Origin of the sequence: Wenzhouxiangella sp. XN201, assembly GCF_011008905.1 — a bacterium.
Lineage (GTDB): Bacteria > Pseudomonadota > Gammaproteobacteria > Xanthomonadales > Wenzhouxiangellaceae > Wenzhouxiangella.
This window is the reverse complement of record NZ_JAAIVI010000021.1, coordinates 216447-229062: the sequence shown is the minus strand read 5'-3', so window position 1 is coordinate 229062 and position 12616 is coordinate 216447. Positions and strand designations below refer to the sequence as shown.

The window sequence follows — 12616 nt, the reverse complement described above, 5'->3', positions numbered from 1 at the left end:
GCCCGGTGGGCCCGCGATGGAAACCATCCTATGCCTTTCATTTGAAGGAATAAACAGCTTTGTATGAGATTAGTTATTGCGTAAAATGCAATAATGGATCGTTTCCAGGAAATGCAGGTGTTCAGCGCCGTGGTCGATGCCGGCAGCTTCGTCGGTGCAGCCGAGGCCCTGAACCTGTCGTCGGCGGCCGTTTCCCGCCAGCTGGCCGCGCTGGAGTCGCGCCTGGGCGTGCGCCTGCTCAACCGCACCACGCGAAGGCTGTCGCTGACCGAGGATGGGGAAGTCTTTCTCGAACGCGCCCGCCAGCTTCTCGAGGAACTGTCGGATGCCGAGGCCGAGATCACCGAGCGCAGCGCCGAGGCCATCGGCCGTCTGCGCATCAACGCGCCGGTCAGTTTCGGGGTGCAGCACCTGGCCGGCCTCTGGGGTGATTTTCTCGAACGACACCCGCGACTGAAGCTCGACATCACGCTGTCGGACCGCAGCGTCGACCTGGTCGAGGAAGGCTACGACCTGGCCATCCGCATCGGCCGGCTCCCCGATTCGACGCTGATCGCAAGAGAGCTGTCGACCACACGCATGGTTCTGTGCACCTCGCCCGAATACCTGGCGAACAATGGAACACCCCAACACCCGCGCGAACTGGCCGATCACGCCGTGTGGTCTTACAGCTACTTTGCCCTCGGCGACGAGTGGCGCTTCACGGGTCCGGAAGGCGAGGTCAGCGTACGCCTGCGCCCGGTACTGCACTCCAACAACGGCGACACCTGCCGAACAGGCGCCCTGCAACATCGCTGCATCATCCTGCAACCGAGTTTCCTGGTGGGCGCCGATCTCGAAGCCGGCCTCCTGGTCGAACTACTGCCCGACTACCACGCCGGTGAACTGGGCATCCACGCTCTTTACCCCTCACGCCGCCACGTAACCCCGAAGCTGCGCTTGATGATCGATTACCTGGCCGAAGCGCTAACCCCGAACTAAACGATCAAATCGGCAGCGTCAGTCGTTTCGAGGGCTGTCGCTGTTGGTCAATTGAGCAATCACTTCGGCCAGTTGGGTATTGAAGGCCTCGGGCCGGGCCATGTGCAGGAAATGGTCGGTGCCTTGCATCAGGACGGCATCGAAGGAGTGCATATGCCGCCGATTGGCCTCGACATTGGTCGGCCACAGGTCCGCGTTGATGGTCACGACCGGGATCTCGAGGCCATCAAATACCTGCCTCGCCTCTCCAGTCATCGTGTCCTTCAACAAGTGCTCCATGGCGCTCATCGCCACGTCCGGGGGCGCTGCAGACATGTCGGCAATCACCCAATCGCGAAGGCTCTCATCGGTTTCAGGCACGAACATACTGGCGACAAACTGACTGGCGCGTTCGCGGAAATCGCTCTTGAACGGTGCAAGCCATTCATCCATTCCTTCCTGCGTGACCTCCTCCTCAAGGTTCTGGAAGGTGTCAACGCCGATCAATCCCCTGACCCGATCCGGCAACAGCTGGGCCGTTTCTGCCACCACTGGCCCGCCCATGGAGTGCCCGATTAACACGACATCGTCACTGCCGACGGCCTCGATGACTGCCCGCACATCTTCGCCGAAGGCGGACATGGAATAGGACTCGCGCTGCAAGCCCGAATGACCATGACCGGCCAGATCGACCGTCACCACCTTGTGATTCCTGGAAAAATGGCGAACCTGCGCCCGCCAGTAACGGAGATCACAACTCCAGCCATGCACGAACACCAGCGTGGGCTCACCAGAACCGTGCACTTCATAGGAAATCGGAGTGCCATCTTCCGAATACACAACCCGGGGCCAGTCCGAGCCGGCCTGCGCGGCCCCGGCCAGGAGAACCAGGCCGGCAAAAAGCTGGAAAACACCTAACGCCCGTTTACGAACGGCTTTACTTCTTGAGTCAGACATTGCCACCACCTCGCATATCGATTGGCTGACCCCTCTCCTGTCAGGCTGCTCGGAACTCGATTTTCTCTACGGCGCCAAGATCCACAGACTGCCGAGCATGCCAAAGCTCGTAACTATCTTGCATCGCCAGCCAACTCTCGGGTGAACGCCCAAGCGCCTTGGAAAGACGAAGTGCCATCTCGGGACTGATACCACTCCGGCCCTGCAAGATGCGATTGAGGGTGGAAGGTGAAACACCCAGCTTTGAAGCGAGCTGACGCCCGGTCATGGAGTGGGGCTCCAGATAGACCTCGCGGATGAATTCTCCGGAATGCGGCGGATTATGCATGACCATCAGTAACCAGTGTGTTGGCGAGATCACGGCCAGCAGTGGGGGCTGGAAGAGGCTTGCCATCCTGATGATAGAGCTCGATGGCTTCGTTCACGATCTCGCACAGCTCAGCAAAAACCTGCTTTTCGTCTGAACCATGGCAGCCTCCATAGACGAGCCCAGGAGCGCTACCGACAAAGCACTGATCCTCTTCAGACCATTCCACAATTTTTGCGTAAAGTGCGCTTTCTTTCATTTCATCGCTTCCTCGACGGCCTTTTCTACCGCCCTTATCTGGTATTTCTTGGCATCATCCCCAAGTTTGCCGGAAATCGTCACTGGTTTCGACACATTCGGATGAATGAAATTCCGGTGGCTTCCCTTGCCTCCACGGTCTGCAAACCCGGCTTTTTCTAGCCTTTTTACCAATTCTCGAACTTTTGGTGGCACGCGATAACCCTATCGTTCACCTTCCAATTGCATACTAACAATCAGCTGGCAAAAGTTTCTCACCGCGCTTGGCCGCGCGAAGTATCCAGCCGCACCGTCCGCTGCATTCGCGTGCGATCAGCGCTTGGCCCGGCCGCCATCATGCTGGCTGGGCGCTGGGGGACGCTGCCTGACTCTGGAGTCGGCAGACCCGGAATATTGCTTCTCAGCACCAGTTCCAGCTCATCTGAATCCTCGGCGGTGAATTGCAGTTCGACTCCCGCTTCATCCATGCCGTAATGGATGATCGTCTCGACCGGTTCGGATTCGGCCTCACCCGTTCCCGGCACTTCGCGGCCGTTGATGCTCAGCGACCGCACCCCGGATAGCTGGGCGAAGTCGATGACCGTGGCGTAGGCACCGGTGGGCGCGGTGACATGGATTCGATATTCCGATTCGCCCCTGCTTGATTCGACACCGATCAGCCGGGCATCGGGCGCATCCAGATCCACAAGCTCGGCCGGCCGGTGCCAGGCCCGATCGGGCTCGCGCAGGTAGGCTGGCGCCCATTCGGGCAAACCGTCCTGTACCGGCTCGGGGCCCAGGTACTGCCGGGTCCATTCGTCCGGTTCGGGATCCATCGAGTACCAGGCCGCCTCCCCGGCGCTGAGGTCGGCGATGTACTCCACACTGTTGGGCTTCTTTCGATTGTCGTCGAATCCCGCCTGCCAGAGTGCCGCGACCAAAATCGCCACACCTGCCAGTGCGAGGCCCGTCGGCAAGGCCCATCGCAATGCACTCCGGATATGTTCAATGGTCACGACCATCAGCCCCAATGCCATGACAAGCAGGGCGATCGGTGCGCCGATCATGTCCAGGGTCATCGCCACTTCGATTTCGACGACCATTTGCGCGTAGAAGACAATGACCGGCAGTACGCACAACGTGACGACCCCGGCACCCACCGCAGGACTGAACCGCCGTGCGGCAAATGCAAAACCGGCCAGGGCAAACAGCAAAGGCCACAGCAACAGGTAAGAGGCACCGGGCAACCACCAGGAAGCAACCAGTCCCAGCACGGCCCAGACCAGCGCCGCGCCCAGGAACAGGTCGCCCACACGCAACCATCGACGCAGGCCGGCCACCAGCATCACGAAGCCGGCCGCCGCCAGCAGGCAAAAGGCGGCCAGATACCAGGTGCTGTGATACACCGCCCCATTGCCGAACCACGGGTACTCGGGCACCTGCATGCGAATCAGGCCCCAGCTATAGGCGCTGAGAACCGGCAAGAGCGCCATCATCGCGATCAACGCCACTGCGCCCACCACCACACGGCCCGGCGATGCAACGGCGCGCTTCCTTGCCCGCCAGGCGGCCGCCACAACCGCCAGGGCCATCAGCACGGCCAGCGGCAAGGCCCAGGCGGCTGGATAGTGGATCAGACCGAACACGGGCGCAGTGAAATACACCCGCTCCGGTGACCCAAGCGACGCAAGATCCTCGTTACCGAAGCCGCGCGCCAGATTGAGCAGGTACTCACCGTGCTGCTGCAGCGATCGCGGGTCAGCGCGCTCGTAGCTGTCCATCGGCGAGTGGTAATGAGTCAGCCCATGCACATTGGCGAAGTCCATGCCCGCATGGCCGGCCTGTTCGAACACGGTCAGATCGGTGTCGTTGGGCATCAGACCGAACACGGCGCTCGACAGCGACTCGGCCGACGGCCGGGGTACTGTCCGGCCGAGCATGCGGATCATGTTGCCGTTGCCCCCTGCAGTGCGGAACATGTGTACCGGCCCGCCCTTGCCACGTCCTTCGACGTTGAGCACGATGCCGATATCGGCTGCCCAGGGATGCTCGTCGACAAACGCCTTGGCACCGAGCAGTCCAACCTCCTCGGCATCGGTGATCAACAAGATCACGTCGTTTTCCGGCGGCGGACCGGAAAGCAACGCCCGCGCGGTTTCCAGGATAGCGCTGACGCCATTGCCTGCATCGTTGGCGCCCGGGGAATTCGGAACGGAATCGTAATGAGCCATCAACACCACGGCCCGGCCCTCGCCACTCACTTCAATCCGCGCCATGATATTGACCGCGTCGGCAGACCAAACGGAGGAGCCAAACCGACGCATACCGGTCGCGCGCTGCACTTCGGGCGCCAGCCCCAACCCCCGAAGTTGATTGAGCAGGTAGTCGCGGGTCAGATCATGCGCTTCCGACCCGACCGGACGGGGCTGCCGGGTAATCTCGCGCAAATGGTGCCGGGCTCGCTCGGCGGAAAACTCCGATTCCGGTGCACTCTCCGCCACCACCGGCGGCGGCTGCATGGAGGGCGCCAACCCACCCCACCAGATTGCCGCGGAAATCAGAACCAGTAGCAAGACAACAGCCATCGCACGGCCCGGTGGCTCGGCGATGCGCTCGGGATGTTGCTCGGTGGAGAGCCTTCCTTCCCCGGAAGTCACGGGTGACTACACCTGAGGCCAGAATCCATACCAGTCAATCCAGCCAACGTCACCGGCGCAACGGTCCAGGCGGCCGGATCATGCATAAGGAACGACGTGGCCGTGGTTTCAATTGCGCTGGTAGGTCACCACTGCCGTGTCGGGATCGGCGAAACTGAATCCCGTAACACCTGCATCGTTGGAAATGGCCTGCAGACCATCGTAGGCCGTTGTGTCGACCTTGCATTGCCCATCAGCCGGGTCCAGGTAGGACTGCTGGGGAAAATCGGTATATTCGGTCGGATTGTCCGGAACGTAATAGAGATTTCCACCGGATGCGAAGACGTCACCGGACGAAAAAGCGTCGGTCTCGATATCGACCGCCATATTCCCGGTACAGCCAGCCGCATCGAACATCAAGAAACCACTCTTGATCGCACCACCCTCTAACGTCACCCGGAAGTTCTGGGTCGTCAGAAAGCCCTGGCTGGTACCGGTTGAGCCCAGGAAAGCCAGGTCCAAGGTCGGATCACTGATTGCGGTGCCGTTGATGAGTACATCAAAGCCGGTGCCTCCAGATGGGTCATTGCACGACCACGCACTTCCGTCGTACTCCAGCACCTGGCCGGCGGAACACCCGGTTCGCTGCACGGTCAGCAACCCGGCATCTTCTTCCAGGCCCGTGCCAATGGTGTAGCTGTCACCAGCCGGGCCGGTGTCGCCCGTGGGCCCTTGTGGGCCAGTAACGCCTTGTGGGCCTTGCGGCCCCTGAATTCCCTGCGGACCCGTTGGACCCGTATCGCCTTGTGGACCTTGCACGCCCTGGGGCCCGGTATCACCCTGAATGCCCTGTGGGCCCTGGGCACCTTGTGGGCCGACGGGTCCCGTGTCGCCCTGCGGGCCTTGCGGGCCCTGCGGACCGGTAGGACCGGGATCGCCTTGTGGACCTTGCGCACCTTGTGGTCCCGTGTCGCCCTGCGGGCCCTGCACGCCCTGCGGACCGGTAGGACCGGGATCGCCTTGAAGACCTTGCGCACCTTGCGGGCCGGTCGGCCCCGGATCACCTTGCGGCCCCTGCGGTCCTGCAGGCCCGGTATCGCCCTGCGGCCCTGCGGGCCCGGTCGGTCCTGTGTCGCCCTGGGGACCTGTCGGACCCGTCGGCCCCTGTATTGCATCCGTCGAACAGGGTCCGAGGACCCCGCTGGTCGACTCGAAGCACAACACCGTGTCCTGTTCGCCGTGGCCACTTACGCCGGGCAGAATCAGCGTACCGTTGTCATCAACCTGAAGATGAATCACATTGCCGGCAGCGTCACGAATCTGGACGGACCCGCCCGGCGGGGCCTGAATGGTCAGGTCTTCCTGGGCGAGAACCTTGTCTGCGACAAATGCACTGGCAATTGCCAGAGCGAGGGGCGCGGGCCGGATGTACTTGCTCATCATGAATCGTTCCTTATGCTTGGATACCGTCAGGCGCGCTGGCCTGAAAGGCGGAAGATAGCCAGACCCAGCAGGGTCAGAATCAGCAGGCCAAGGCCGGGTATGGACAACGCCGGAATGGGGATCATTTCGAGACCTTGACCGAACCAGCCCCGATCATTTCCAGTGCCGCCCTGATTGGTCTCGTTGGGAGCCAACGGCTGACCGGTAGCATGGACATTGGATACGCCCACGTGAGTGATGTCCTGTGTCCCGCCTTCGGCCAGCCATAGAAATGCAGGCTGCGGTGGCGTGTCACTCTCGATCTGCACAGGCATGCCCGCGCTTCCCCGGATGGTCAGCGAGTCAGTTACCTGTTGCTGCAGGCCACTCTGGAACACATAGGCGGCGCCGCCTGAATTGATCATCTCGAGGGTAGAGAATGTCGACTGGCCGGAGATCAACGCTGCTCCGCCAATATCCCCGCTCAATGCGACCGATCCTGTGCCAGCAAGAAACTGGCCGCTGTTCGTCCAATCCCCGCCGACCTGAATCTCGCCCGATCCGCCATCCAGACTGCCGGCCACGGTCAGATTTCCGACGCCCAATAGGCGCCCTGCCGCCACTGAAAGATTACCGTCAATCTGCAAGTCGCCACCGCCCAAGTCGATCTGGCCTTGACCGAGATTGATGGTTCCCCCTGCGCCGAGATCAATGCCCGCAATAGTCGCCCCGGAAGCCAGAAGCAGGCTTCCGGCCAGGAAGGAAAGGATCATTTTCACGTTGGACGCCCCCCGGGGAAATGCAGTTGCTCGTCGAAGACTACCCGAATACCGGGTTAACTGGCAAGCGCAAGTCGGCTACAGTGACGCGGCCATGAATCGCATTTGCCTGGTCATGATCGTACGGGATGAGGCGGCTGTCATAGAACGCTGCCTGCAATCCGTTCGCCCCGTCATTTCAAGCTGGTCGATTGTCGATACGGGCTCCCGGGACGACACAGCGACACGCATCGAAAGGTCACTCGAAACCTTGCCGGGCCAGCTACACCATCGCCCCTGGGTAGACTTTGGCCATAATCGCAGCGAGGCGCTGAAGCTTGCTGCCGGCAAGGACGATTGGCTCCTGCTGATCGACGCCGACGAGCAATTGTTCATTGACGCCGACTTGCTCCCGGCGCCGGACGAGCCAGTCGACGCCTGGCAGATCCTGCAGCAGCCAGCCGGATCAAGTAACGAGTTCTACCTGCCGCGCCTGCTGCGCTCCGACCACCCCTGGCACTTCGAAGGCGTATTGCATGAATACCTGGCCAGCACGAAACCGTTCCGCCAGGCAAGGCTCGAAGGCTGGCGCCAGATTGGCCACTTCGACGGCGCACGAAACCAGCAATCAAAGCGGGAAAAGTATTTGCACGACGCAGCCGTACTTGAAGCAGCCCTGGAGTCCGACCCATCCAATCCGCGCTACCGCTTCTACCTGGCGCAGAGCTTGCGCGATGCTGGCGAACTCGAGCGTGCCGTTGAGCAATATCGCCAGCGCGCCGAGATGGGTGGCTGGGAAGAAGAAACCTACTGCGCCTTGTTCGAGGTCGCACGATTGCTCGAGCGCACGCAAGCCCCGCACGAGCAGGTTGCCAGAGCCTATTTGACCGCCTGGAACCGAAGGCCAGTACGCGCTGAACCCTTGACCGAGCTAGCGCGTCTTCACCGCGAACGCGAAGAGCACGCGATCGCCTATTTGTATGCCGAAAAGGCCACCAGCCTTCCAAGACCCGATGACACCCTGTTTCTTGACGCCGGCGTATACGGCTGGCGAGCAAAAGACGAACTCGCTATCGCCAGCTATTGGATGGGCAAACCCGATACCGCCATCCAACTGACCCGAGAGCTGCTGAGCAGCAGTGCGCTTCCCGACGACCAGCGCACCCGAGTCGAAAGGAATTTACACCTTTTCCTGAATACGAACCGGGGCTGAATAGCTGACAACAACGGCAGACCTGCGTCCAGCGAGGGGGGATTCAGGACACCGAACCTACACACCCCGTTCTGTTACCTGACCCGCGTGGGCGACTATCCGAGGAATATCAAAGCGGACCTACTGACCAACGGCTCAATCGTTCTTGTCAAGGAATGCCCCGGTCGTTATAACGCTTCCAGGGCTGTTGCGTAGTCAGCGCCGAAGTTCTCGATTAAGGCATCCAGGAGCTTCAAATTCAGTTCGTTCCCGGGATGTTCACCGACGCCCTCGGCAACCTTGTCTCGGTGCCGAACCAAGCCTTTCCGATCTCCCTCAAGAAAAGCGATGGTTGCCAGAACATAATCATTCCATCGCAAAGCTCGCTCTGAAAAATCTTCCTGGTCGAGAAGCGAGGATTTGGCGTATCGGACTGCTTCCGCGTTCGCACCGTGCATGGCGCGAAGCTGGGCAATATGCCAGCGAAGTGACCGCTGCTCTGCTGAATTGACCCGAATATACTCCTCAATGAGGTCCGCAGCCTCTTCGTTGCATCCTTTCGCTCCCAGAACACGGAAGCCGCTATCCATAGTTTGATCGAACTCCTGATAGGAAAGCTCCATATCGGATTCGAGATGCTTTTCGAACAAAGACTGACAATCGACGTCTGCTTGCACCATGGAAAAGGGAATCACGGCCAGCACAATCAAGATACTCTTCATCCAGGTCTCCTCTATTGCCAAGACACGAAGTCTGCCCAAAACCGGCCGCGGGGGCAAATCGGCAGCCACCGCCAATGACGAATCTCAATGCGGGCCGCCTGGTCGATCTGTTGCCTCGCTACCGTGCCGGCTAAGATTCTATTCAGTAGCAGCGTGATCTTCTACCAGGATATGGAATTCGAGCTCTCCCACTGAAACTGAAGCCCACTGTCCCTTCTTCACCAGCAACTCGGGAGACATTCGATCAGCCGATGTTTCAATCTCGGCCACAACATGGGCCTCATTCTCATTGTGACCGTTCACGATCAAGCCAACGGCTACTAGCGCCTGTTCACCAGAAATATTCATGGATGCTTCCGATCCTTTCTCAACGATCATTTCTGGCGTGGCCAGCTCGGCACCATTTTCCAAAACCTTCATTTTCACCAGGAATTGATCCGAGTCCCCGGCGGCAATCAGGGGTGGAAAGCAAAGCGCAATTACCACAAGGACTTTTCTCATGACTGATAATCTCCTTTACCGCTGGTCAAATCTAGAAATGGACTTCCAAGCAGCACACGTAAGCACAACGCGGATTACCCCGATAAAGGCTGGCGAGTACTTGTAGCAGCTAGTCAGTCTTCATCGAGCAACTGGCACGGTGGACGGCTCTATACAAACTGGCTTGAGCAGGGTGAGCTTAATCCCGGGGTCGCCAAGTTGCTCTACCCTGTTCGCTCCTCCACGGGCCCCGAATCCTTGGATAGAGTTTGTTCCCCCATAGGTCCGGGAAAGAAGCTCGGGCTCATCCTCGGACAGCTCAAATAGGTTTATCTCGACGATTTCCGGAACGTGCTGGAATTGTTCAGCCAACTCAATATATTTGTCCGGTGGCGGCTCATCTAGCTCAACCCCCAGATGGAAGCCGTTGGGGAGAGCGACCTGGTGGATGTCGCCGGCAGGCGCAATCCAATTCTGAAGTGTCTGTCCGTTCCATGAGAGAAAGACGTGCTGGCTTCTTTCGCCCGTATTCAAGTCGCAGGCAGCTGCGCTTGCTGTCGCAAGCACGGTGGTGAAGAGGACAAAAGTGTAGCGTGATACTTTCATGGAAGACTCTCCCATTGAACTTGGATAATTAAGCCCTGTCGCACCAGGATCCGATCCTCGAGGTTCGGCAAAGTTCCAGGAACAAGCTGACCTTCCTGCCACGCCGTTCGTGGCAACGACATATATCCAAGTCCGCTTGAGCATTTTCTATACGCCCAACTGCGAGAGGATCGACTCGAGATCCTGTAAGTCCGGAAAGGCCAAATGATGGTTCACACCACCCCCAACCGCCACAAAATCATAGCCGAGTTGACTCGCCGCTCTCTGGTCCCACACACCGTCGCCGAAGTATGTCCGTCTCTTCGCTACCACTCCCTGCGTCGCTCTCGACTCAGCCAGCCGCATAATGTCGGTGCGTCTCAATGCGTCGGAGCCAGTTGCCATGGCAAGGTCGTTTGGTTCGAGACCGATAGCGCGGAGCTTGAGCGCTGCCGTCTCCGCCCAGCCGCCCGTCGCTACACAGACGCGCACTTCGGGTGACTTCCGCAGCTCCCCCACCAACGCCAGTGCACCCGGGATCTCTCGTATGAGACTAGGGTTCTCCGCCACGTAGCGCTTGGTGAGTCCGACAAAACTGGTGTGAACCTGTTGTGCCATACGCCCTCGCTGATCGGGAGACGAGTGCTTCTCGAGAATCTCTTCCAGAATGCCACTATCCGTAACGTTCTCGTATTGAGACCAGTCTGTATCGATCTCCACGCCAAGCACGTCCCGAATCGCTTCCGCGTACAGTTCGCCGTCGAAACCTGCAGAGGCAACCAGCGTCCCGTCAATATCAAAGCATACGACGTGCATCTTCCGTTCCCGCGCGAATAAAGTTTGCCTTAACCAGCGCGGCCCAGGAACCAGCTCGGCTTTGCTGGCCCGCAAGTAGCCCCGCGTCCGGTTGAAGGCTTTGTTAGGTGAGACGAAATGATAATGCTTTGTGCCCTGGTTCTTCGAGCGGAAAATTCATCTATTGAGGGCAATAGCCAGATCAAACGAGCCCTTCAAATAATGTGTTTCCTGGTTGCTCCGCTTTTTTGTTATCAGCATTCCGGTGGTCGCGGTGACGGATCCTCAAAGTGTTTGAACAAGGTATAGATGCGAAGGGCTTCTTGAGAATCACCCTCAAGACAGTACCCCGCAGTCAGAGCGTCAACCTGTTCAACTAAAAACGGGAAGCTACAATACCCATGAGAGTCCGTACACGGTGCCAAGGAATACAATTCAAAGACCTCTGCCTCAAGACTTTCTAGGCTCTCAGCTGATTGCACTTCCTCATCCATACCAGCCCCTTCGAAGTTATTGCAGCCACCTAAAAAAAGAATGACCCCAGCAAATAACGAGGCTAGGAGAAACGGTCGCTTGTTGGTGTTAATCATTCAAAAATTCGCCACAGCAAGTATTGTTTGGGTGATTCATGAGAACTGATAATAATAAGGATCCTGGTTTCCCATACCGGGACCGAGCAGGCCGCCTGGTCCGGCACCTACCGAGAAAAGGAGGAAATGCACAAGCATGAAATATCTGTGCATGTCAATCTCCTTTTGCAAAACGTTTGGCTTAACCCTAACTATGGAGCTAAGCGGCGTGCGTTAGCCGCGTCCGGTGGACCACGCCCTTACAACGTTTCCAAGGCTGTCGCGTAGTCAGTGTCAAAGTTCTCGATCAAGGCATCCAGCAGCTTCAAATTCAGTTCGTTACCAGGATGTTCACCGACGCCCTCGGCGACCTTGTCTCGATGTCGAACCAAGCCTTCCCGATCTCCCTCAAGAAAAGCGATGGTTGCCAGAACATAATCATTCCATCGCAAAGCACGCTCTGAAAAATCCTCCTGCTCGAGAAGCGAGGATTTGGCGTATCGGACTGCTTCCGCGTTCGCACCGTGCATGGCGCGAAGCTGGGCAATATGCCACCGAAGTGACCGCTGCTCTGCTGAATTGACCCGAATATACTCCTCAATGAGGTCCGCAGCCTCTTCGTTGCATCCTTTCGCTCCCAGAACACGGAAGCCGCTATCCATGGTTTGATCGAACTCCTGATAGGAAAGCTCCATATCGGATTCGAGATGCTTTTCGAACAAAGACTGACAATCGACGTCTGCTTGCACCATGAAAAAGGGGAATCACGGCCAACGCAACAAAAATGCTCTTCATCCGGGTCTCCTCACTTATCGGCACACGAAGTCTGCCCAAAACTCGCCGCGGGGGCAAATCGGCGCCCGTGCGGGACCTCATTTAATTGTCCCGTTACCCCCTCCAGGAATCCGAGAGGAATCCGGGGAATCCGGGGTGAATACGGGAGGGATTGTGAATCCGGCAAGTGAATCCGATGAATCCGGGATGAATCCGGAGATG

15 protein-coding genes are annotated in these 12616 nt (G+C 58.7%); 2 read left to right on the top strand and 13 right to left on the bottom strand.

The window, feature by feature from the left end; genetic code table 11:
* Positions 1-93: 93 nt before the first annotated feature.
* A complete protein-coding gene (locus tag G4Y73_RS12615) occupies positions 94-981 on the top strand; it encodes a LysR family transcriptional regulator (RefSeq protein WP_164232091.1) in 888 nt (295 codons plus the stop codon).
* An 18-nt stretch (positions 982-999) separates the two neighbouring features.
* Here G4Y73_RS12615 and G4Y73_RS12610 read toward each other — a convergent pair whose 3' ends face one another.
* The 7 genes from G4Y73_RS12610 to G4Y73_RS12580 form a co-directional block, all read right to left on the bottom strand.
* Complete coding sequence (locus G4Y73_RS12610; protein ID WP_164232089.1) at positions 1000-1917, bottom strand: alpha/beta hydrolase; 918 nt, start codon at positions 1915-1917, stop codon at positions 1000-1002.
* 40 nt (positions 1918-1957) lie between these two features.
* Positions 1958-2251 carry a HigA family addiction module antitoxin gene (locus tag G4Y73_RS12605; protein ID WP_164232087.1) on the bottom strand — a complete coding sequence of 98 codons (294 nt, stop codon included), beginning with the start codon at positions 2249-2251 and terminating at the stop codon, positions 1958-1960.
* Positions 2238-2483 (bottom strand): hypothetical protein, encoded by a 246-nt coding sequence (locus G4Y73_RS12600; protein WP_164232084.1) that lies wholly within the window; start codon positions 2481-2483, stop codon positions 2238-2240. The genes G4Y73_RS12605 and G4Y73_RS12600 overlap by 14 nt, the downstream gene beginning before the upstream one ends.
* Entirely contained in the window at positions 2480-2677 is a 198-nt protein-coding gene (locus tag G4Y73_RS12595) for a type II toxin-antitoxin system HicA family toxin (protein WP_164232082.1), read from the bottom strand. Before G4Y73_RS12595 ends, G4Y73_RS12600 begins: the two co-directional genes overlap by 4 nt.
* A gap of 59 nt (positions 2678-2736) precedes the next feature.
* Entirely contained in the window at positions 2737-5118 is a 2382-nt protein-coding gene (locus G4Y73_RS12590) for a M28 family peptidase (protein WP_164232080.1), read from the bottom strand.
* 108 nt (positions 5119-5226) lie between these two features.
* A complete protein-coding gene (locus tag G4Y73_RS12585; RefSeq protein WP_205596636.1) occupies positions 5227-6540 on the bottom strand; it encodes a collagen-like protein in 1314 nt (437 codons plus the stop codon).
* A 26-nt stretch (positions 6541-6566) separates the two neighbouring features.
* A complete protein-coding gene (locus G4Y73_RS12580) occupies positions 6567-7298 on the bottom strand; it encodes a hypothetical protein (protein WP_164232078.1) in 732 nt (243 codons plus the stop codon).
* 94 nt (positions 7299-7392) lie between these two features.
* Between G4Y73_RS12580 and G4Y73_RS12575 the strand changes: the two genes are divergently transcribed.
* Positions 7393-8490 carry a glycosyltransferase family 2 protein gene (locus tag G4Y73_RS12575; protein WP_164232075.1) on the top strand — a complete coding sequence of 366 codons (1098 nt, stop codon included), beginning with the start codon at positions 7393-7395 and terminating at the stop codon, positions 8488-8490.
* A 167-nt stretch (positions 8491-8657) separates the two neighbouring features.
* Here the strand turns inward: G4Y73_RS12575 and G4Y73_RS12570 are convergent, their stop codons facing one another.
* The 6 genes from G4Y73_RS12570 to G4Y73_RS12545 all read right to left on the bottom strand — a co-directional run bounded on the left by G4Y73_RS12570 (position 8658) and on the right by G4Y73_RS12545 (position 12372).
* Positions 8658-9191, bottom strand: coding sequence for a hypothetical protein (locus G4Y73_RS12570; protein WP_164232073.1), 534 nt, complete (start codon positions 9189-9191; stop codon positions 8658-8660).
* 138 nt (positions 9192-9329) lie between these two features.
* Positions 9330-9692, bottom strand: a complete 363-nt coding sequence (locus G4Y73_RS12565) for a hypothetical protein (RefSeq protein WP_164232071.1) — start codon at positions 9690-9692, stop codon at positions 9330-9332.
* Between the two features lie 120 nt (positions 9693-9812).
* Positions 9813-10277, bottom strand: a complete 465-nt coding sequence (locus G4Y73_RS12560) for a hypothetical protein (protein ID WP_164232069.1) — start codon at positions 10275-10277, stop codon at positions 9813-9815.
* A gap of 147 nt (positions 10278-10424) precedes the next feature.
* A complete protein-coding gene (locus G4Y73_RS12555; protein ID WP_164232067.1) occupies positions 10425-11072 on the bottom strand; it encodes an HAD family hydrolase in 648 nt (215 codons plus the stop codon).
* Positions 11073-11305: 233 nt separating this feature from the next.
* The gene (locus tag G4Y73_RS12550; RefSeq protein WP_164232066.1) at positions 11306-11641 is read right to left on the bottom strand and encodes a hypothetical protein; all 336 of its coding nucleotides are present in this window, start codon (positions 11639-11641) and stop codon (positions 11306-11308) included.
* A 239-nt stretch (positions 11642-11880) separates the two neighbouring features.
* Positions 11881-12372 (bottom strand): hypothetical protein, encoded by a 492-nt coding sequence (locus G4Y73_RS12545; protein WP_164232064.1) that lies wholly within the window; start codon positions 12370-12372, stop codon positions 11881-11883.
* Positions 12373-12616 lie beyond the last annotated feature (244 nt).

Coding starts and splice junctions, on each gene's coding strand:
- G4Y73_RS12610 (WP_164232089.1), bottom strand. CDS start 1,917: ATGTCTGACTCAAGAAGTAAAGCCGTTCGTAAACGGGCGTTAGGTGTT.
- G4Y73_RS12565 (WP_164232071.1), bottom strand. CDS start 9,692: ATGAGAAAAGTCCTTGTGGTAATTGCGCTTTGCTTTCCACCCCTGATT.
- G4Y73_RS12555 (WP_164232067.1), bottom strand. CDS start 11,072: ATGCACGTCGTATGCTTTGATATTGACGGGACGCTGGTTGCCTCTGCA.
- G4Y73_RS12545 (WP_164232064.1), bottom strand. CDS start 12,372: ATGGTGCAAGCAGACGTCGATTGTCAGTCTTTGTTCGAAAAGCATCTC.
- G4Y73_RS12550 (WP_164232066.1), bottom strand. CDS start 11,641: ATGATTAACACCAACAAGCGACCGTTTCTCCTAGCCTCGTTATTTGCT.
- G4Y73_RS12600 (WP_164232084.1), bottom strand. CDS start 2,483: ATGAAAGAAAGCGCACTTTACGCAAAAATTGTGGAATGGTCTGAAGAG.
- G4Y73_RS12560 (WP_164232069.1), bottom strand. CDS start 10,277: ATGAAAGTATCACGCTACACTTTTGTCCTCTTCACCACCGTGCTTGCG.
- G4Y73_RS12615 (WP_164232091.1), top strand. CDS start 94: ATGGATCGTTTCCAGGAAATGCAGGTGTTCAGCGCCGTGGTCGATGCC.
- G4Y73_RS12570 (WP_164232073.1), bottom strand. CDS start 9,191: ATGAAGAGTATCTTGATTGTGCTGGCCGTGATTCCCTTTTCCATGGTG.
- G4Y73_RS12575 (WP_164232075.1), top strand. CDS start 7,393: ATGAATCGCATTTGCCTGGTCATGATCGTACGGGATGAGGCGGCTGTC.
- G4Y73_RS12585 (WP_205596636.1), bottom strand. CDS start 6,540: ATGATGAGCAAGTACATCCGGCCCGCGCCCCTCGCTCTGGCAATTGCC.
- G4Y73_RS12605 (WP_164232087.1), bottom strand. CDS start 2,251: ATGGTCATGCATAATCCGCCGCATTCCGGAGAATTCATCCGCGAGGTC.